This is a genomic window from Lactococcus sp. FSL K6-0773 (assembly GCF_038006485.1).
In the GTDB taxonomy this organism is placed as follows: domain Bacteria; phylum Bacillota; class Bacilli; order Lactobacillales; family Streptococcaceae; genus Lactococcus; species Lactococcus lactis.
This window is the reverse complement of record NZ_JBBOVF010000001.1, coordinates 1,955,486-1,974,682: the sequence shown is the minus strand read 5'-3', so window position 1 is coordinate 1,974,682 and position 19,197 is coordinate 1,955,486. Positions and strand designations below refer to the sequence as shown.

Sequence of the window (19,197 nt, the reverse complement as noted above, 5' to 3'; positions counted from 1 at the left end):
TTGAATGCTCATGTCTTTGTATATATTCCTTAGAAAGGAGGTGATCCAGCCGCACCTTCCGATACGGCTACCTTGTTACGACTTCACCCCAGTCATCGGTCTTACCTTAGGAAGCGCCCTCCTTGCGGTTAGGCAACCTACTTCGGGTACTCCCAACTCCCGTGGTGTGACGGGCGGTGTGTACAAGGCCCGGGAACGTATTCACCGCGGCGTGCTGATCCGCGATTACTAGCGATTCCGACTTCATGTAGGCGAGTTGCAGCCTACAATCCGAACTGAGAATGGTTTTAAGAGATTAGCTAAACATCACTGTCTCGCGACTCGTTGTACCATCCATTGTAGCACGTGTGTAGCCCAGGTCATAAGGGGCATGATGATTTGACGTCATCCCCACCTTCCTCCGGTTTATCACCGGCAGTCTCGTTAGAGTGCCCAACTTAATGATGGCAACTAACAATAGGGGTTGCGCTCGTTGCGGGACTTAACCCAACATCTCACGACACGAGCTGACGACAACCATGCACCACCTGTATCCCGTGTCCCGAAGGAACTTCCTATCTCTAGGAATAGCACGAGTATGTCAAGACCTGGTAAGGTTCTTCGCGTTGCTTCGAATTAAACCACATGCTCCACCGCTTGTGCGGGCCCCCGTCAATTCCTTTGAGTTTCAACCTTGCGGTCGTACTCCCCAGGCGGAGTGCTTATTGCGTTAGCTGCGATACAGAGAACTTATAGCTCCCTACATCTAGCACTCATCGTTTACGGCGTGGACTACCAGGGTATCTAATCCTGTTTGCTCCCCACGCTTTCGAGCCTCAGTGTCAGTTACAGGCCAGAGAGCCGCTTTCGCCACCGGTGTTCCTCCATATATCTACGCATTTCACCGCTACACATGGAATTCCACTCTCCTCTCCTGCACTCAAGTCTACCAGTTTCCAATGCATACAATGGTTGAGCCACTGCCTTTTACACCAGACTTAATAAACCACCTGCGCTCGCTTTACGCCCAATAAATCCGGACAACGCTCGGGACCTACGTATTACCGCGGCTGCTGGCACGTAGTTAGCCGTCCCTTTCTGGGTAGTTACCGTCACTTGATGAGCTTTCCACTCTCACCAACGTTCTTCTCTACCAACAGAGTTTTACGATCCGAAAACCTTCTTCACTCACGCGGCGTTGCTCGGTCAGACTTTCGTCCATTGCCGAAGATTCCCTACTGCTGCCTCCCGTAGGAGTTTGGGCCGTGTCTCAGTCCCAATGTGGCCGATCACCCTCTCAGGTCGGCTATGTATCATCGCCTTGGTGAGCCTTTACCTCACCAACTAGCTAATACAACGCGGGATCATCTTTGAGTGATGCAATTGCATCTTTCAAACTTAAAACTTGTGTTTAAAGTTTTTATGCGGTATTAGCATTCGTTTCCAAATGTTGTCCCCCGCTCAAAGGCAGATTCCCCACGCGTTACTCACCCGTTCGCTGCTCATCCAGTTGGTACAAGTACCAACCTTCAGCGCTCAACTTGCATGTATTAGGCACGCCGCCAGCGTTCGTCCTGAGCCAGGATCAAACTCTCAAATAAAGTATTTAAGTCACCTTAGTGACTGGCTTGTCTTTCATTATTGATTGACAGATTTTTGATGTATCTTACTACATCACATGAGTCATTCTTCTTTATTCAGTTTTCAATGGTCTAGCTTATCGCTTCAAGACTCTCGTCTCTTGCGACAACTATTATATTCTATCAAACCTAACTAAACTTGTCAAGAATTAACTGTGACTTTTATACCTTTTTTTATCTTACGTTCGCTTTTTCCCTCTCCTGTATTCGCTTTATTTCATACCACCACTAGCTTTGACAAATAAAAAAAATAAGTCAAAATTGACTTATTTTTTTATTAATGTACCCAGATACTCATTAACATGACCATTCCTAAACCTACAACTGCGATAATCGTTTCTAGTACTGTCCAAGTTTTTAATGTTTGTTTGACATCTAAATCAAAGTATTCTTTAAACATCCAGAATCCTGCATCGTTAACATGAGATGCGGCAATTGAACCTGCCCCTATTGCCAAGACCATTAGTGCGGCTGTATTTGGAGAAGCTGATGCAAGCATTGGTTGAACTAAACCTGCTGCTGTTAAAGCGGCCACGGTTGCAGAACCTAAGGCTACACGTAAAATTACTGTGATGATCCAAGCAAGTAACAATGGCGAAAGTGGTGAATCTTTAAACATATTGGCGATTTGGACTGAAATCCCTCCATCAATAAGAATTTGTTTAAGAGCTGCTCCACCACCGATAACTAACAATAGCATCGCAATTGATTTAACTGAATCTGCAATCGATACTGCAATTTCAGAATTTTTCTTACGTTGCATCCAACCCATAGTAACTAAGGCAAAGAGTAGTGAAATAATCATTGCCGATACGGGATTACCAATAAACATCATCACATTTTCAACAAAACTTGATGGGTAAGTGGTGGTCGTTACTACCTTTCCTGCTTTCATTGCACTTGTTGTTACTGCGGCAAAGGGTTTCCCATCATTAGTCGCGATAGAATAAATGGTGCTGATTGCCATTAAGATTACTGGCATTAATGCTGTCAAGATGGAAATCCCAAATCCTGGAGTTTCTTCTAATTTCCATTCTTTGATTTCACCAAAGGCGGATAGTTTATTTTTTACAACAAAGGCTTCTGGAACCCATTTTTTAGCAATTTTTGTGAAAACTGGACCTGCGATAATGACTGTTGGAATTGCTGCAATAATTCCGTAAAGGAGAACAGTTCCAGGATTTGCGCCTAGTACACCGGCAATTGCAATTGGTGCTGGATGGGGAGGTAAGAATCCGTGAGTTACTGAAAGTCCGGCTGCCATTGGAATTCCGAGGTAAATCAAGGGAACACTTGCTTCTAAGGCGACGGCAAAGACAATCGGAATCAAGAGAACCATCCCAACTTCAAAGAAGAGGGCAATCCCAATAATGAAACTGGCAACCATAATTGCCCATTGAATTCTTTTTTTACCAAAACTGTTAATAAGCGTTTTTGAGATACGATAGGCTCCACCAGCATCAGCAATTAGTCTTCCAAGCATTGCTCCAAAACCAAAAACGATTGCTAACTCTCCTAATGAGCCTCCGATTCCGTTTTGGATTGAAACAGGGATTTGACCGAGTGGCATTCCAAGTCCTAACCCAACTAAAACCGCTACGACAATCAAGGACACAAAAGTGTTAATTTTAAATTTGATAATCATCAGGAGGAGGATTAAGACCACAATTAAAAGTACAAGTAAATCAATCATATATTTTTTCCTTTCAAAAAATATTGAATATACTGTGTAAGGACGATTGCTGGCGCTTACAATTTGCTTTTAAAAATTAACTCAATACTTTTTTGTGATATATGGAAGTATTGAGTCTTTAAAGAATACAAGTTTATTTTTCTTCTTCAAATTTTCTTTGGAAATTGGCAATATTTTCATATTCTGCCAAGAGAGAGCGAGAAAGTCGGATAAATATTGGACTAATTTCTCGGTAAATTTCGAAATTTTTTGGATTGGGTTGGTAGGTTTCATTTGTTCCTACCATCGTTTCGATTTCGCTGATATCTTCAATTAAGCCAAGGGCTTTTTCAGCCATGATAATGGCGGCTAAACAGCCAGCTTCTCGGCTCTCTGGCACATTGATTGGTTGTTCAAAAATATCTGCTAGGATTTGTGTCCAGAGTTCAGAGCTTGTAAATCCTCCTGTCGCTTGAATCATATTTAGGTCACCTACTACTTCAACAAGGCTAAGCGCAACCATATAAATATTGAAGATAACACCTTCAAGAACAGATCTTGCCATATGACTACGATTATGTCCGTAGTTTAGGCCAAAAAATGAACCTCTGGCATTGGCATCCCAAATCGGTGCTCGCTCGCCTCCAAGATAGGGGTGGAAAAGCAATCCATCAGCGCCCGGGGAAATGTTTGCTGCAAGTTCCGTGACTTCATCAAAAGAAATTTTTCCATCAAAAATTTGGTCACGAGCCCAACGGAAAACATCTCCACCAGAGTTTACGGGACCACCGACTACCCAATGTTCTTTGTCTAATGCATAGGTAAATGTGCGTCCTTTTTCATCTGTTTTAGGTTTGTCAGTAACTACTCGAATCGCACCAGATGTTCCAATTGTGATGGCTGCAACACCCGGTTTAATCGCATTTACTCCCAAATTTGACAACGGACCATCGGCTGCACCCCAAATAAATTTGGTGCTGCTTTGAATTCCCATTTTCTTGGCATATTCGTGAGGAAGGTTTTCTTCTATCTCATAGGGTTCAACTACTTTAGGCAATTGACTTTCTTTGATTCCAGTCATCTCTAGCGCTTCTTTATCCCAATGAAGTTCAAATATATTGAAGATACCTGTACCTGTTGCGGTTGATAAATCCATTTTATTTGTTCCAAAAAGTCTTTGGAAAATGTATCCTTTAAGTTCCAAATAGTGGGCTGCTTTTTGATAAATATCTGGATGTTCAGCTTCTAACCAGATAAATTTAGATAAAGGAGCCATTGGATGAAGAGGCGTTCCGGTTCTTCGATAAATATCAAAACCATTTTTAGAGGCCTTAATTTGTTCGGTGTATTTTACTGCTCTTGTATCAGCCCAAGTGATTAATCTTGTAAGCGGCTGCCAATTTTCGTCAAAAGCAATTAGCGAGTGCATTTGTGTACTAAATGAAACGGCTAAAAGTTCATCTTCATCTTCTAAATTAATTGAAACTTCCCTGATTGTCACTAAAACTGCTTCAAAAATTTCTTCAAGAGATTCTTCTGCCATCCCACTAGCATCACGATAGAGGGGATAGGCTTGGCTACTACTTGCAACTATTTTTCCATTTTTCTCAAAAAGCACTGCCTTAGTTGCTGTGGTTCCTAAATCGACGCCTATTAAATATTGCATTTAGGCTCCTTTTCTTCTATATATTTACTGACAGACTTTTAAATTCTTTCATCATCAGTAGTTTTTTACTGACAGAAGTTTTTTGTCCTAGTTAGCTCACACTTCTCATCTGTCAGTAAATTATTTTTGTTCTACGTCATGCCCGCCAAAGCCATTGCGCAGAGCGGCAACTACTTTTCCAGTCATGGTATCTTCTTGTAATGAGCGTTGACGCATCATTAGTGACAAGGCAATGACCGGGGCAGGAACGCCCAAGTCCAAGCTTTCTTCAACGGTCCATTTTCCTTCTCCTGAAGATTGAACATGACCGATAATTTGGTCTAGTTTAGGGTCTTTTGAAAATTGTTCTTGAGCAAGCTCCATCAACCAGCTTCGGATTACTGAACCATGATTCCATAATTTTGCAACGGCTTCATAGTCATAATCAAATGGTGACTCTTCTAAAATTTCAAATCCTTCAGCAATCGCTTGCATCATCCCATATTCAATTCCATTATGAATCATTTTCAAGTAATGACCACTGCCAAGTTTCCCTGTATAGAGGTAGCCATCTTCCATTGAGATTGCTTTGAAGATTGGTTCTATGATTGTCCAAGATTTTTCATCATCTCCACCAATCATAAAATTCCCGCCTTGACGAGCTCCAGCCATTCCACCAGAGGTTCCAACATCAAAAAATTTAATTCCTTTTTCTGTCAGTAATTTATTTTGTTCTAAATTATCTTTGTAATTAGAATTTCCACCGTCTATCAGAATATCTCCAGCTGACAACTTTTCAGAGAGCATTTCAATCGTTGAATTTGTAGGAGTTCCTGCTGGAAGCATCAACCAAACAATTTTGCTTGCTGGCAATTCTGTCAGTAAATTTTCAATTGTGCTGACAGCGGTAATATTGTCTGAGTAATCCTTAGCTTCCTCTACCGCTTTTGTATTTAGATCGTAAGCAACAACTTCAATCTCATGGTCAACGGCATTTTTCACAAGATTCATTCCCATTTTCCCTAAACCAATCATACCAAATTTCATCATTTTTTCCTCCGTGGCATCGCTTTCATTTTATAACTTTAGTATAAGTAATTTTTTTCATTTGTCAACAATATTTTTTGTAAAATATTTTCTGATTTGTCAAAAAAATTTCAAGTTAGGAGTTTGGAATTTTTGAGAAATCGAGAAATCTTGAGTATCACTACTTATAACACGCTATAGCGAACTCCCTAGATACCTTATTACTCCGCTCTAGGTGTAACAACTAGCATATCTGTAAGTCAGTAAACTGACAACAGCTATCCTACGCATCGTTCGGCCCCAATAAAATGATAGTCAGTACATGAAACATTGTTTCGTGTTACTGGCTATGATATAATGTAGTCAATTAGAAGGAGGCTTGATATGTCGCGTACTTTAATCAGCCGAATCCGAAGTTATTATGATAACCTCAGTAAATCAGATCAGGCAATTTCTGACTATTTAATTGCGAATATTGATAGTGCAGCGAGGCTTTCAATTCAGGAATTTGCTCAAAAAACTCATGTCTCTACGGCTACAATTTCCAGATTTTCTAAAAAAATTGGCTTTAATTCCTTCCAAGAATTAAAACTCGCCATTCATGCCACTGACTCGACACGAAACGATGAATTTTTTAGCGAACTTTCACCAACTGACGATTACAAAGAAATACTGACAAAAAACTTCAACGGCAATATTTCATCATTAAATTCTACATTAAACCTTATCACTAACAGAGAACTTGACCAAACCATGGAAATTTTGCTCAATGCCAGCACTTGCGGTTTTTTTGGTTTGGGTGGTTCAAACGCTGTTGCATTAATTGCTTTTCATAAATTTTTGAGAATGCCTTTGCACTGCGTTTATCATCAGGATTTTCATTTTCAACAAATGCAGGCTGCAAAATTAACGAGCGACGATTGTGCTTTTGTTATTTCACATACAGGAAAAAACAGAGATACAATGCACTTGGTTGAAATTTTGAAGAGTCGCGGGGTTCCAATTATTGCATTGACTTCTTTTGCGAGTTCACCTTTAGCTAAAGCGGCCGATGTTGCGCTAATTTCAATTTCTGAAGAAATTTCATTTCGACCTGAAGCCGTTGCTTCCACAGTTTCTCAAATTAGTTTGCTTGATGCCTTGTTTATGATGTACGGAATGAAAATGAAAAATGTTTCTGAAGGGACTTTATCTGAAATCCGAAAAGTCATTCGAGATTCCCGTATTTCCTAGAATTTATCCATTTATCTTATAGAAAGGATGTGATTTTATGTCATTTTCTAACACTAGACGACGCTACGCAAGTTTTGATACCGTTGCGTCAATTCCTGGAGAAGTCATTGATGCCTTTTGGTTTATTATTGACCATCACCTCAAGGGCGTTTTTCCACTAGAAACAATTATCAATTTTGACTTGGTTAATTCGGATAATTTACTTTCTATTCGTTTTTCTCAAGACAATAGTCCAACAACCATCCTCGTTGATTTTGGCTACCCTTTTAATCCTGAATGGCCTCTACACTACCGAGCCGTTGATAATATGGGACGCGAAACGATCATGACTGCAAGAGAAATGTAATGACAGAATTTTTAACAAAGCTGTCAGTAAATTTTTAAATAAAAAAATAAAAAAATCTGTCAAAATTACTGACAGATTTTTTTAGATGTAGTAATACACAATTTCTGGAGGCACCCCAAAACGAATAGGTAAGAAAGTCAAACCAATTCCACGATTAACATACAATTTTGTTCGGTCATTGAGCTGATACAAACCAGCATCAGCACTACTTGACCCCTTATTGCGTAAACGCCAATTTCCTATCCGAATTTGCCCTCCGTGACTATGACCAGAAAGAATTAAATCAAATTCCTTAATTGTTTCCATGTCTAAAATAGTATCCGGTTCGTGAAGGGCTAAAAGCGAAAATGTTGCATCAATAGGCTCAAGTTCAAAATCAGGCCGTCCCTCACGCCAGTCATCAACCCCAGAAATAGATAAATTATCTTTGACAACTGATGAATTTTTCAACAGAACAAAACCAGCTTTTTCTAGAAACTCTTCAACAAACCTTGACGATTTTTCATCATCAAAATCATGATTACCAAGTATCGCAAATTTCCCAAGAGGAGCTTTAAGTTCTGACAATATCGTCAGTAAATCAGTCCAATCTCGATTTTTTGCCCAAGCAACCTTGTCAAATAAATCTCCAGAAAAAATAATTAAATCTGGCTGTTCATTAGCAATATTTCGAGCAAATTTTTTAAAACGACGACTAGTCGTGTGCCAAGCAAAGTGGGTATCGGTAAAATGAGCAATTTTTAAATTTTGTTTTTGAGCGATTTTTACATGTCTCACTTTCATCAAATGAGGCTCTATAAAAATTCCATAAATTAACAAACTTAAGAGCACTGCTCCTATTATCAATTCAATCATTTGTCCATTTTATCATAAATTCACTGACAAAAACATAGTATTAATCAAAAATACTTGATGAAGTTATCAATCTATTCTCTTTTTCTAACAAATTTCTGGTCAGTAAATTCGGACAGAACCGAGCTTTCTGTCAGTAAATATCAACTCTAATTATCAAATTTTTATACAAAAAAAGACTACCGAAGCAGCCTTTCATTTATTAGTTTTGGTCTTCAGCTACGAATGGAAGCAAAGCCATTACGCGCGCGCGTTTGATTGCGTTAACCACTTTACGTTGGTTTTTAGCAGATGTACCAGTCACGCGACGTGGCAAGATTTTACCACGTTCTGAGATGAAACGTTTCAAAAGTTCAGTGTCTTTGTAGTCAACGACTTCGATTTTGTTTGCAGCGATGAAGTCAACTTTTTTACGGCGTTTGAAGCCGCCACGACGTTGTTGTGCCATTTTATTTCTCCTTATATTATTTTTAGATGTCTGTTTAAAGTTTCCTTAGGATTACTAGTTATTATGAAAAGCCGATTCTGCTTTTCATAATAACTAGTAAGAGGGTTAGGAAATCCGCCATAGCGGTTTCCGTGAAATAATTAGGCGCTTTAGCGTCAATTATTTCACCCTATTAGAATGGAAGGTCATCATCCGAAATTTCCATCGGTGAGCTACCAAACGGATCAGCATCACGACCGAAATTCGGTGTTGCATTATTGTTATTCGTTTGTGGACGTGGAGTATTATTTGTAGATTGGCTAGGTGCAGAATATGAACCAGCAGAAGTTCCGCCTCCCATACCTTCACGAGCAGATCTACTTTCCAACATTTGGAAACTGTCAGCCACAACCTCAGTCACATAAACGCGTTGACCTTGTTGATTTTCATAGTTACGTGTTTGAATTCGACCAGTTACCCCAATCAAAGCTCCTTTTTTAGCCCAATTCGCCAAATTCTCAGCTTGTTGGCGCCAAATAACGCAGTTAATGAAATCAGCCTCACGTTCGCCATTCGCATTTTTAAATTGACGGTTTACAGCCAATGAAAATGTTGCGACAGCTTGATTTTGAGGGGTGTATCGAAGTTCAGGATCGCGAGTAATGCGTCCTACTAATACAACATTGTTAATCATGATGAACTTCTCCTTAGAAATGAAAGCTCTTAAGCTTCAACTTTAACGATCATATGACGAAGAATGTCAAGGTTGATCTTAGCAAGACGGTCAAATTCGCTCAAAGCTTCTGAAGTTGTTTCAGCTTCAAAAGTTGCGATGTGGTAGATACCTTCGCGGAAATCATTGATTTCGTAAGCAAGTTTACGTTTTTCCCAGTCTTTAGACTCAAGATTTGCAGCACCGTTGTCAGTCAAGATTCCATCGAAACGTTCAACGAGGGCAGCTTTTGCTTCTTCATCAATGTTTGGGCGAATAATATAAAGAATTTCGTATTTAGTCATTGATTTTTCCTCCTTTTGGACTAATGACGCAGGTTGAGTCCTGCGTAAGTTGTGAGTTTTTCCCACAGAGTTATATTCTATCACTTTTTTCTATTTTTAGCAAGAATACATTTAAACTTTCCCTCAGCAAAGAGAACTATTTTAAAATAAAAAATACCAACTAAAGAGAGTTGGCATAATTTATCTCATTCTCAGCCCAAAAAGGCTTTAAACATTGCATAAATAAGAAGGATAATCCCTAACACAATCCGATATTTCCCAAAGAAAGTAAAATCATGTTTTTTCACATAATCGGTCAAGAACTTGATGGCAACCATTGATACCCCAAAGGCAACTATACAAGCTACTAACAAGACCCCAAATTGTTCAAAACTTAAAGAATTCCCATTTTTGAAAAAGTGAAGTATTTTGATGAAACTAGCCCCAAACATAACTGGAATACCCAAGAAAAAGGTAAATTCTGCGGCAACTTCACGACTTACACCAATTAATAAAGCACCGACAATTGTCGCACCTGAACGCGATGTCCCTGGAAGTAAAGACAGCACTTGGAATAATCCAATATAAAGAGCGGCACGATAAGGCAAACGGTCAATATTCATTACGGAAAATTCATGGTTTGGTACCCACCGACGCTCAATGACAATAAATGCTACCCCATAAATAATTAACATGAAGGCAACAGGAACAAAATGGTAAAAATGTTTGTCCAACCAGTCATTAAGTGGTAAACCAATAATCGCTGCTGGTAAAGCCGCAATCAAAACTTTCAACCACAAACGCCAAGTTAATTGAATCTCACGTGGTGTTTTTTGTTTATCAGTTGGATTTAACTTATTAAATGGATTCAGTTTATGAAAATAAAGAACAACAACTGACAAAATTGCTCCTAGCTGAATCACAACATCAAACATTTCTTTAAAAGCTGCTGATTGATTAAGACGAATAAATTCATCAGCAATAATCAAATGTCCTGTTGAGGAAATAGGTAACCACTCAGTGATTCCTTCAATAATACCTAAAATAATGGCACGAATAAAATCCATATTTTGCTCCTAGAAAATTTCAGTAAAAAGACTGATTTTTATTGACTGACATAGCAGTCCTATCCTCATAAGTATATCATAAATGACAAATGAATAAACTTACAAAGAAAGTGATTATTTGTAATTAATTTTACATTCTCTTCCTTGACATCATCTTAAAATTGCGCTAGAATTACAAATAACACATCGATAGAGGTCGCAACTGATATGAATCTACGCCGAGTTGGAGCACAACAAAGACGCGTATTTAGAGGAGGAGAGGTTGCCGAAAGAATTTTGTTGCTCAGCAAAGTTCTTGGGCTAGTGAGAAAAACTCACTAGACTGTCGCAAATGGTTAATAACCATGCGGAGGGCTATTCGTTCAAGAAAATTTTTAAAATTTTGTCGGACCTTTAGCAATCTATTCTATCTAGTAGGATTGCTTTTTTTGTTTTTCTCAGACTTTTCTAAACTAAACAGGAGTAAGGTTGAGTCTGAGTCAAACAAGTCGGTGTAGAATAAATTTTATTAGGGAGAGAATTTTGGAAAATTCTTCAAACTCAACTACTGAGACGCAAGTAAAACGCGGCTTAAAATCACGTCATGTTTCCATGATTGCCCTTGGCGGAACAATCGGAACTGGATTGTTTCTGACTTCAGGCGATGTCATTCACACGGCAGGACCATTTGGTGCACTGACTGCCTATGTTCTTATCGGAGCAATGGTTTACTTCCTCATGACATCACTTGGTGAAATGGCCACTTATTTACCCACTTCTGGTTCTTTTTCAGACTATGGAACACGTTATGTTGACCCAGCTTTTGGTTTTGCTCTAGGTTGGAATTATTGGTTAAACTGGGCAATTACCGTAGCGGTTGATTTAACAGCCGTTGCCCTTTGTATCAAATTCTGGTTACCAGATGTTCCAAGTTGGATTTTTTCACTGATTGCCTTAATTATTGTCTTTGCAATCAATGCCTTATCAGTTAAAACTTTTGGCGAAACTGAATATTGGTTGTCAGCCATTAAAATTACTGTTGTTGTTTTATTCTTGATTATTGGTTTCTTATCTATTTTTGGAATTATGGGCGGTCATATTGACGTCGCTAAAAATCTTTCAGTTGGTAATCATGGTTTTGTCGGAGGACTTGGTAGTTTCACTACCGGCGGAGGGATTCTCGGCGTACTCTTAGTCGCTGGTTTCTCTTTCCAAGGAACAGAATTGCTCGGAATTACAGCTGGCGAAGCTGAAAATCCTGAAAAATCAATTCCTAAAGCTATGAACTCTATCTTCTGGCGTATTCTTGTCTTTTATATCTTATCTATCTTCGTGATGGCGGCTATCATTCCATTTACCGACCCCCACTTAGTTGGAGGAGATTCAGCTGCTCAAAGCCCTTTCACAATTGTATTTGAACGTGTTGGTCTCTCTATTGCAGCTTCTATCATGAACGCCGTTGTTTTAACTTCTGTCGTTTCAGCAGCAAACTCTGGAATGTATGCCTCTACTCGGATGCTTTATTCACTAGCTAAAGATGGTGGCGCACCAAAGATTTTCTCAAAAACTTCAAAAAACGGGATTCCTTTCATTGCTTTATTAGCTACAACTGCTGTTGCTTTACTCACATTCTTGACATCAATTTACGGAGTTAACTTCTTTACATTCCTCGTCTCAGCCTCTGGTTTAACAGGATTTATTGCTTGGATTGGGATTGCAATTAGCCACTTCCGCTTCCGCCGCGCCTATGTCGCTCAAGGAAAAGATGTTAAAAAATTACCTTATCATGCAAAACTATTCCCATTTGGTCCAATCTTAGCCTTAATTATGACCGTTTTAGTCACACTCGGCCAAGACCCAATGCTTCTTTTTGGTAAAACTTGGGTGCAAGGTGTCATCATGTATGCCGCAATCCCACTCTTCTTCATCCTTTACTTGGGTTATAAATTTAAAAACAAAACGAAACTTATCCCCCTTAAAGAGGTTGATTTAAGTCGTCATAAAGATTAAAAAAAGTCGCTCAATGAGCGGCTTTTTTATTAGTTTAATCATTAATTTCAACTACTTTTTCACCAAAGAGTTCTTTAGCTAAGTTTACCGTTTCATCCGGCTCTTTTTCATCTTCTTCATCTTCTTGAACATTTTCAGATTTTAAATTAGAAACATATTCTGCTCGAACTTCTTGCCAGTCTTGTTCAGCAAGAGAGATAATTTCTGGCGCAAATCCAACAATTGAACTCAAGAGATTCCCACAAAAAAGTTGCAATTCTTCATTTTCACTGACTCTTTTAGCAAGATTCTCATGAGGAAAAGTCACCACAAGGAAATTTTCTGACGCAGCAACAGGGGCTGTATTATTAAGTAAAGCTCGGTCTGCCGGTTTAGTTACCGAAGCAACAAGTTCTGGCCACGCACTTAGAGCAGCTTTTCTAGCTTCATTTGTCGCCTCAGCCAAAGCTTTATAAATTAAATCTTTGTTAATTTGGCGTTTTTTAGATGCTATTGGTTTCGAACTGCCTTTAACTTTTTCTGTCAGTAAATTATTTTGTGAATCTGAATTTACCTGAATTTGACCAGCTGAAATTTGAGCTTTCAATTGATTAATTTCGGTTTTTAAAGTAGCAATTTCGGCTGTCAGCTGATTAGGGATTTCTCCTTGCGAAGCTGTCAGTAAATTATTTTGTCCAATTTCAGCCAAACGCATGGTCATGACGTCTGCCGCAATTTTTGTTTGAGTCGTTTCCTTTATCGTTTTCAAACTTTCAATTGCAATATCAATCCATGAAAAAATTTGACCACGGTCATACTGAGAATTTTTATCCAAGAGTAAATCCCGAAGGTATGCTAATAAATCTTCCGTAAATCGAAGCATATTTTTTCCTTCAGAAAAAATCTTATCAAGTTCCATCAGCGCTTTTGCTTCATCATGCTCAAAAAGTGCTGCAACATATGTTACTAAAGCATCTGCAGCAATCGACCCTGTGACAAGTAGTGCATCATTTTCTTCTAATTTTCCTGATGAAAACGATAAGGCTTGGTCTAATAAAGAGAGGGCATCACGCATTCCACCTTCAGCTGCTTTAGCAATAACATCGAGTGCTTTACCGTCGAATTCAAGTCCTTCATCAGCCATTATTTTTGCTAAATAAGTCCGAATGTCTCCTGTTGTGATTGATTTAAAAGCAAAACGTTGAACACGCGAGATAATGGTTGCTGGAATTTTTTGTAATTCAGTAGTAGCCAGGACGAAAACAACATTTTCTGTAGGTTCTTCTAGTGTTTTCAAAAGTGCATTAAAAGCCCCTGTTGAAAGCATATGCACTTCATCAATAATATAAACCTTGTAAGTAGCTTGACTAGCTGCGTAAGTTGATTTATCTCGAATTTCTCGAATTTCGTCAACCCCATTATTTGATGCCGCATCAAGTTCAATGACATCATCTAAGCTTCCTTTGGTGATTGAGTCACAAATAAAGCAATTATTGCAGGGCTCTCCATCCACTTGATTAGGACAATTTATTGCCTTAGCAAAAATTTTAGCTGCTGAGGTTTTCCCTGTCCCTCTTGGACCAGAAAAAAGATAAGCATGTGAAATTTGATGATTGACAATCGCATTTTTTAATGTTGTTGCTACAACTTCTTGCCCCACCATTTCATCAAATCTTTGACTTCGATATTTTCTATATAATGCTTGATATGCCATTTTTCTCTTCCAATTTTTTACTTAGTATTCTTTTCATATCCGCTTGTTTCAATAGAAATCTTGCCCAAGACTATAGTTTAAGTCTTTTAAAATTTCAGTTGAAGCATCACGTGATTGAATCAATTCATCAATATCTTGTGATTGATAATTTCTGAGGGCCTGTCTGAGGGCGAACATTCTTGCTCGATTAATCGTTGCCTCATCTGCTTCGGTTGCCGCAAAAAATATTTTACGTGCTTTTTCATCAAAAATCGTCCAAGCAATTGCTAAATCAAAAGCTGGATCACCAATAACAGCTTTGTCAGTAATTTTGACGTTAACTAACTTTCCGTCAGTAACTTTTAAATTTTGCGTAAGCAATTCTCCCAAAACCCAAACAGGTTTCTTGGACCATTTTGTTTTTGCTGCAAAATCAAATTTTTCTTGCAAAAGGTCAGCAGGAACAACTTTTTGATAGACTTTCAAAAGTTCTATCATCTCAGCTTCAAAGAAAATCAAATCAGAACCAGCAAAAGCATTTTCAAAACTAGGTGACTTTGCATCTGTTGTTGGTAGCCGATGTAATTGATAGAGAAAACTTCCTAATTCTTGCGCAAATTCACGAACATCTCCAATATTACCTGGATTTACAGATGTTCCTTCTTTTTCCCCAAAACGGTCAGCAATAAATTTTTTTACTATTTCACTCATTTTTTCTCCGATACCCTTTAAAATTTTGATTTAACCTACTTCAAAAAATTTAAAATCAGTCATTTCACATAAAATGTTAGCAAATTCTTCAAGATATTTTTGGTCGATTTCATCATAAAAACCAATTTCTGAACTATCTAAGTCAAGAACCCCAACTAATTTACCATCTTTAACCATTGGAACAACAATTTCAGACATTGCTCGACCGTCACAAGAAATATAATTTTTGTGTTTCTTTACATTTTCAACAATAATGGTTTGACGATTTTGAGCTGATTCCCCACAAACCCCTTTGCCCATTATAATTTCAACGCAAGACACAGACCCTTGAAATGGCCCTAAAATTAATTTTTCACCATTGTAGAGGTAGAAACCTGTATAAACTTGCTCAGGCAAAAAGCTCCAAAGTAAACTACTTGCATTGGCTAAGTTTGAAAGTGTATAATTTTGTTCACTAAGAAGCGCTTTTAGTTGCAAATTAAGCAACTCATAACCTTCGATTTTTTCTTCTTTATTCATCTTGTTGCTCCTCAAAAATAATATAATCCATTATATCATTTTTTAAAGGCAAATTTTAGATTAGTTTTGATATAATAAAAACCATGAATAAACTAGAAGAACTTCGGAACAACATTGACCAAGTGGACCAAGAAATCGTTCAGCTTCTTGAGAAACGTATGACAATTGTTCAAGAAATTAGCCAAGAAAAACAAGCACAAAAAATTACTATTTTAGATAACTCTCGCGAACAAGCCGTATTAGATTTGGCTCGCCAAAATATTAAAAATTCTGCTTATCAAGAAACAATCATTAATACTTTTAAAGATATTATGAAAAATTCTCGCCTTTATCAAAGAGAAAACCGTGAACAATAAGAAAAAGTTACTGACAAAAATTCTATCACTCCTATCTGCTTGCTTACGCAACTTACAGATTGAGCGATAATTTTGTCAGTAACTTTTTTATAATTTAAATTGTCCAGCTAAACTGTCTCGCAACATCATGTATTCTAATTGCGGCAAATCAAGCAGAACCAATTTACTATTTTCTAAAAGATTATTTTCTTTCAAGCTGTTAAGAAAACCTTTAATTTCTGTTGTTCCCAAATAGAGACACTCAACAAAAATAATATGTTTTTCCTTGGTCATCTGACCGATAAATCGCGAAAAATCTTCTGGAGTCAGTGCCTGATCAATATCTGAACGACCAACTACCACTAAATCCTCGTTTTCATCTTTAACTGTAGCAGCAAGCTCTTTAAAGATTCCAGAATTTATCTTTTGATCTTTACTTTCCGCTTCAATAGACTCTTCAATTTCAGCATGTGCGCCTCGGTCAATCATCGCGACAGTTGCAATTTCACCATATTTTAAAGCAGTCAGTGAATCTTTCAAATCATTGAGTTCCATATTTTCCTATGCAAATCTACTTTTAGTAAAAAGTATTAAGACTCGCTTCCTTTCTCGCATTAAATTCATAAAACCTATCTCAAGTTTACACTGACTTTGTGAATTTTTCAAAAAATATGGCTCTTTTTGTGATTTCAACTTTGATTTAAAGTTTTATCAGTAAAAAATAAGTGCCATTTGCTATAATAAAACTATATAACAAGAGAGAGCTATAAATCCCTTTGTAACAAGCATTCCACTAATTAAAACTATCTTTTTTTACGCTTTTTACTACGTTCGCCCCAAAAAATCATAATGCTTTTAAGATATTGCTGAACTTTTCAGCAGTCTCTTTTTTCTTGTCCTTGGCAAGGTGGCTATATGTATCTAAGGTTGTTGTTATTTTAGAATGTCCCAACCGCTCTTGTATTTCTTTAGGGTTCACATCATTATTCATCAACAAACTAGCGTGAGTGTGTCTGAAACCATGCAATCCGATATTTGGGAGCCTTGCTGATTCCAAGTGAGAAGAAAGACGTACTCTCTCACTCTCATAAATCAATCTTTGACCGTCATAAGAAAATACTACACTATCAGACAAACCTATCACTTTATTATGGTTATTTTGGAATTTACGCCAATTGGCTAAAATTTGTAAAGTGGCATTATCAAGCGAAATAATTCTATTACTTCCTTTAGTTTTGGGGCTATCTTGCACTTCTCTGCTCTGTAAAGTTGTCTTTGTTACATTAACAAGTTTTTCGGAGAAGTCTATATCAGACCAATTCAAAGCCAAAGCCTCACCAATACGTAAACCAGTAGCCAATAATAGACGATATAAGGCATTATGTAGCTGGTTCTCTATACTTGGCTCTAATGATTCAAGATATTCTAAGAACATTTTCAGCTCTTTATCATCAAAATACTTAATCTTTTTAACTGTCCTTGTCTTTAACTTAGGAGGGAAAACTTTAGTAGCTGGATTGTCGTTTATCGCTCCTAATTGCACACCATAATCAAGGATACGTTTGATGATATTGAGCATTATCTTATAGTTTTTACCTTTACCCTTTTCACGTTTACCACTAATAATCTCAGAGGTATTAGCATTCTTAGACCAATCATTAACAATACCTTGTAATAACATAGCCGTTATTTTTGGTAAAACGTATGTCCCAATAGCTGGTAAAATATAAACTTTTAGATAATTTTTTACTGAACGTATGCTATTGGCTTTAACTGTCAGCTTATAACTCTCAAACCAACTCAAAGCCAAAGATTCAAAGTTATCAAAAACCACTTTTTCCCTTGCAATTGTAGACCCATTATTGATAAACTTATTTATAGCTTGGCGTGCTTTAATATCACACATTTTTCTACTATTGGCACTTACACTTGTTCGTACTTGCTTACCAGTCAGACTATCTACGCCTAAATAAACGTTAGTACGGTACACTTTTGTACCGTCTTTTTTTATATATTCTTTAATATTCATATTATTTCTTCCTTTCCATTTTGTACTAATGTCAGGCAAGGCATGTACGAGGATTGAGAAATATTGTTATTAGAGCTTATACGATTAATTAGTTAACTGGTTTATTAGTTTATAGAGTTATTAAATTCTCAACTGATATAGTATTATTTACGGTAACAAGAGTAACAAAGTATTATAAAGGTAGTTATATCAAGGGTTTATACTGTTACCTTTCTCTAAAATAAGAGTAACAGTAAGGTATCAATGGTAACAGATTATAAGAAACAGACTGATAGTTATTTAGAAGTGAAAGAATGCCAAGCAAAACTAAATAATTTTTTAATAGCCCAAAATATAATAAAGCTTTTAATTGTTTCTTTGATTGCTTTAAACATTTATATTTCCTCCTATCAGCTTTTAACGTGGTTCAGTGATTGCACGTATTATGGTTAAGTAAAAAGTAGTAAATAACTAGTTGCAAATGTGAACAATAAGCTTATATTGATTTCTACAAGCCTTACATCACGCGCATTCTATTAACTGACTGGGCGCGTGATATCATTGTCTGCGGTTGATATGCCTTCCTCTAATATCAGATACATCCTTGGCTAGCGTTAGGGTTTCTCTATCAATTACTCTTAGCTCTCCGTCTTCAAGTTTTACGATATAACTATTCTTTAATTCAGACTCATCTCCTCTGATAATCGTAGCTTCCTGCCCGTTTGATAGTTTAATGATGTCATCTCTTTTCATAGCTTGTTCTTCCTTTTATGCCAGTTGATGAACAGCATAAATAATAATTAGTAAAATAAAAACTAATTCAATAATAAATGATTGTTTGTCCTTATTCATATTCTCCTTTCAAAAAAAATAATTTAAACGATTGGATCAAGCACGAAGTAAAAAAGAAATGCTGAAAGAATCCCCCACAATAAATTATTATGAGAGATAGCATGAACTAAAGTTACTATAGCTAAAATGAACCATATCACATCAGTTGGCTTATATTTGGTTGGTAGCTTCATAATAAACCTTTCTATCTTAAATTAACAGGTTGATGAATGCCAAACGCCTGTACCT

Annotated in this window: 18 protein-coding genes, 1 rRNA gene and 1 riboswitch; of the genes, 4 read left to right on the top strand and 15 right to left on the bottom strand. The window is 37.4% G+C overall.

Annotated features, from left to right (window positions below; genetic code table 11):
* Positions 1-33: 33 nt before the first annotated feature.
* From MHB61_RS09825 to gnd, 4 genes are all read right to left on the bottom strand, one after another.
* Positions 34-1,580, bottom strand: a 16S ribosomal RNA gene (locus tag MHB61_RS09825).
* Positions 1,581-1,896: 316 nt separating this feature from the next.
* Positions 1,897-3,312, bottom strand: coding sequence for a gluconate:H+ symporter (locus MHB61_RS09820; protein ID WP_003131773.1), 1,416 nt, complete (start codon positions 3,310-3,312; stop codon positions 1,897-1,899).
* Positions 3,313-3,445: 133 nt separating this feature from the next.
* Positions 3,446-4,957 carry a gluconokinase gene (gntK, locus tag MHB61_RS09815; RefSeq protein ID WP_003131772.1) on the bottom strand — a complete coding sequence of 504 codons (1,512 nt, stop codon included), beginning with the start codon at positions 4,955-4,957 and terminating at the stop codon, positions 3,446-3,448.
* 120 nt (positions 4,958-5,077) lie between these two features.
* Positions 5,078-5,983, bottom strand: coding sequence for a phosphogluconate dehydrogenase (NAD(+)-dependent, decarboxylating) (gene gnd / locus MHB61_RS09810; protein WP_032398514.1), 906 nt, complete (start codon positions 5,981-5,983; stop codon positions 5,078-5,080).
* Between the two features lie 363 nt (positions 5,984-6,346).
* On the opposite strand from gnd, the gene MHB61_RS09805 reads away from it, so the two are divergent.
* Both MHB61_RS09805 and MHB61_RS09800 read left to right on the top strand, forming a co-directional pair.
* Positions 6,347-7,195, top strand: a complete 849-nt coding sequence (locus tag MHB61_RS09805; RefSeq protein ID WP_003131770.1) for a MurR/RpiR family transcriptional regulator — start codon at positions 6,347-6,349, stop codon at positions 7,193-7,195.
* Positions 7,196-7,232: 37 nt separating this feature from the next.
* The gene (locus MHB61_RS09800) at positions 7,233-7,541 is read left to right on the top strand and encodes a DUF960 domain-containing protein (protein WP_014570833.1); all 309 of its coding nucleotides are present in this window, start codon (positions 7,233-7,235) and stop codon (positions 7,539-7,541) included.
* 81 nt (positions 7,542-7,622) lie between these two features.
* On the opposite strand, the gene MHB61_RS09795 is transcribed toward MHB61_RS09800, so the two are convergent.
* The 5 genes from MHB61_RS09795 to MHB61_RS09775 all read right to left on the bottom strand — a co-directional run bounded on the left by MHB61_RS09795 (position 7,623) and on the right by MHB61_RS09775 (position 10,883).
* On the bottom strand, positions 7,623-8,396 hold the full coding sequence (locus MHB61_RS09795) for a metallophosphoesterase (RefSeq protein ID WP_003131951.1): 774 nt from the start codon (positions 8,394-8,396) through the stop codon (positions 7,623-7,625).
* A 199-nt stretch (positions 8,397-8,595) separates the two neighbouring features.
* Positions 8,596-8,841, bottom strand: coding sequence for a 30S ribosomal protein S18 (rpsR, locus tag MHB61_RS09790; RefSeq protein WP_003131952.1), 246 nt, complete (start codon positions 8,839-8,841; stop codon positions 8,596-8,598).
* 172 nt (positions 8,842-9,013) lie between these two features.
* Positions 9,014-9,514, bottom strand: coding sequence for a single-stranded DNA-binding protein (locus MHB61_RS09785; RefSeq protein WP_003131953.1), 501 nt, complete (start codon positions 9,512-9,514; stop codon positions 9,014-9,016).
* A 29-nt stretch (positions 9,515-9,543) separates the two neighbouring features.
* The gene (gene rpsF / locus MHB61_RS09780; protein WP_003131954.1) at positions 9,544-9,837 is read right to left on the bottom strand and encodes a 30S ribosomal protein S6; all 294 of its coding nucleotides are present in this window, start codon (positions 9,835-9,837) and stop codon (positions 9,544-9,546) included.
* Positions 9,838-10,028: 191 nt separating this feature from the next.
* Entirely contained in the window at positions 10,029-10,883 is an 855-nt protein-coding gene (locus tag MHB61_RS09775; RefSeq protein WP_058221735.1) for an undecaprenyl-diphosphate phosphatase, read from the bottom strand.
* Positions 10,884-11,065: 182 nt separating this feature from the next.
* Positions 11,066-11,248: riboswitch (Lysine riboswitch) on the top strand.
* A 157-nt stretch (positions 11,249-11,405) separates the two neighbouring features.
* Between MHB61_RS09775 and MHB61_RS09770 the strand changes: the two genes are divergently transcribed.
* Positions 11,406-12,872 (top strand): amino acid permease, encoded by a 1,467-nt coding sequence (locus MHB61_RS09770; RefSeq protein ID WP_003131956.1) that lies wholly within the window; start codon positions 11,406-11,408, stop codon positions 12,870-12,872.
* A 34-nt stretch (positions 12,873-12,906) separates the two neighbouring features.
* Here the strand turns inward: MHB61_RS09770 and dnaX are convergent, their stop codons facing one another.
* The 3 genes from dnaX to MHB61_RS09755 are packed head-to-tail and all read right to left on the bottom strand — an operon-like array spanning position 12,907 to position 15,774.
* A complete protein-coding gene (dnaX, locus tag MHB61_RS09765; RefSeq protein WP_137016462.1) occupies positions 12,907-14,565 on the bottom strand; it encodes a DNA polymerase III subunit gamma/tau in 1,659 nt (552 codons plus the stop codon).
* A gap of 48 nt (positions 14,566-14,613) precedes the next feature.
* On the bottom strand, positions 14,614-15,255 hold the full coding sequence (locus MHB61_RS09760; RefSeq protein WP_003131958.1) for a phosphotransferase: 642 nt from the start codon (positions 15,253-15,255) through the stop codon (positions 14,614-14,616).
* A gap of 30 nt (positions 15,256-15,285) precedes the next feature.
* Positions 15,286-15,774 (bottom strand): GAF domain-containing protein, encoded by a 489-nt coding sequence (locus MHB61_RS09755; RefSeq protein ID WP_003131959.1) that lies wholly within the window; start codon positions 15,772-15,774, stop codon positions 15,286-15,288.
* A gap of 83 nt (positions 15,775-15,857) precedes the next feature.
* On the opposite strand from MHB61_RS09755, the gene MHB61_RS09750 reads away from it, so the two are divergent.
* The gene (locus MHB61_RS09750; protein WP_003131960.1) at positions 15,858-16,130 is read left to right on the top strand and encodes a chorismate mutase; all 273 of its coding nucleotides are present in this window, start codon (positions 15,858-15,860) and stop codon (positions 16,128-16,130) included.
* 87 nt (positions 16,131-16,217) lie between these two features.
* On the opposite strand, the gene MHB61_RS09745 is transcribed toward MHB61_RS09750, so the two are convergent.
* The 3 genes from MHB61_RS09745 to MHB61_RS09735 all read right to left on the bottom strand — a co-directional run bounded on the left by MHB61_RS09745 (position 16,218) and on the right by MHB61_RS09735 (position 18,870).
* On the bottom strand, positions 16,218-16,664 hold the full coding sequence (locus tag MHB61_RS09745; protein WP_137016464.1) for a hypothetical protein: 447 nt from the start codon (positions 16,662-16,664) through the stop codon (positions 16,218-16,220).
* A 289-nt stretch (positions 16,665-16,953) separates the two neighbouring features.
* Positions 16,954-18,138, bottom strand: a complete 1,185-nt coding sequence (locus MHB61_RS09740) for a tyrosine-type recombinase/integrase (RefSeq protein ID WP_046125099.1) — start codon at positions 18,136-18,138, stop codon at positions 16,954-16,956.
* A gap of 537 nt (positions 18,139-18,675) precedes the next feature.
* On the bottom strand, positions 18,676-18,870 hold the full coding sequence (locus tag MHB61_RS09735) for a hypothetical protein (protein ID WP_003131963.1): 195 nt from the start codon (positions 18,868-18,870) through the stop codon (positions 18,676-18,678).
* Positions 18,871-19,197 lie beyond the last annotated feature (327 nt).

Bases quoted from the DNA above. Each gene is read 5' to 3' on its own strand.
- MHB61_RS09775 (WP_058221735.1), bottom strand. From the start codon at position 10,883: ATGGATTTTATTCGTGCCATTATTTTAGGTATTATTGAAGGAATCACT.
- MHB61_RS09800 (WP_014570833.1), top strand. From the start codon at position 7,233: ATGTCATTTTCTAACACTAGACGACGCTACGCAAGTTTTGATACCGTT.
- MHB61_RS09735 (WP_003131963.1), bottom strand. From the start codon at position 18,870: ATGAAAAGAGATGACATCATTAAACTATCAAACGGGCAGGAAGCTACG.
- gntK (WP_003131772.1), bottom strand. From the start codon at position 4,957: ATGCAATATTTAATAGGCGTCGATTTAGGAACCACAGCAACTAAGGCA.
- MHB61_RS09760 (WP_003131958.1), bottom strand. From the start codon at position 15,255: ATGAGTGAAATAGTAAAAAAATTTATTGCTGACCGTTTTGGGGAAAAA.
- MHB61_RS09755 (WP_003131959.1), bottom strand. From the start codon at position 15,774: ATGAATAAAGAAGAAAAAATCGAAGGTTATGAGTTGCTTAATTTGCAA.
- MHB61_RS09820 (WP_003131773.1), bottom strand. From the start codon at position 3,312: ATGATTGATTTACTTGTACTTTTAATTGTGGTCTTAATCCTCCTCCTG.
- MHB61_RS09795 (WP_003131951.1), bottom strand. From the start codon at position 8,396: ATGATTGAATTGATAATAGGAGCAGTGCTCTTAAGTTTGTTAATTTAT.
- rpsF (WP_003131954.1), bottom strand. From the start codon at position 9,837: ATGACTAAATACGAAATTCTTTATATTATTCGCCCAAACATTGATGAA.
- gnd (WP_032398514.1), bottom strand. From the start codon at position 5,983: ATGAAATTTGGTATGATTGGTTTAGGGAAAATGGGAATGAATCTTGTG.
- dnaX (WP_137016462.1), bottom strand. From the start codon at position 14,565: ATGGCATATCAAGCATTATATAGAAAATATCGAAGTCAAAGATTTGAT.
- MHB61_RS09745 (WP_137016464.1), bottom strand. From the start codon at position 16,664: ATGGAACTCAATGATTTGAAAGATTCACTGACTGCTTTAAAATATGGT.
- rpsR (WP_003131952.1), bottom strand. From the start codon at position 8,841: ATGGCACAACAACGTCGTGGCGGCTTCAAACGCCGTAAAAAAGTTGAC.
- MHB61_RS09750 (WP_003131960.1), top strand. From the start codon at position 15,858: ATGAATAAACTAGAAGAACTTCGGAACAACATTGACCAAGTGGACCAA.
- MHB61_RS09785 (WP_003131953.1), bottom strand. From the start codon at position 9,514: ATGATTAACAATGTTGTATTAGTAGGACGCATTACTCGCGATCCTGAA.
- MHB61_RS09740 (WP_046125099.1), bottom strand. From the start codon at position 18,138: ATGAATATTAAAGAATATATAAAAAAAGACGGTACAAAAGTGTACCGT.
- MHB61_RS09805 (WP_003131770.1), top strand. From the start codon at position 6,347: ATGTCGCGTACTTTAATCAGCCGAATCCGAAGTTATTATGATAACCTC.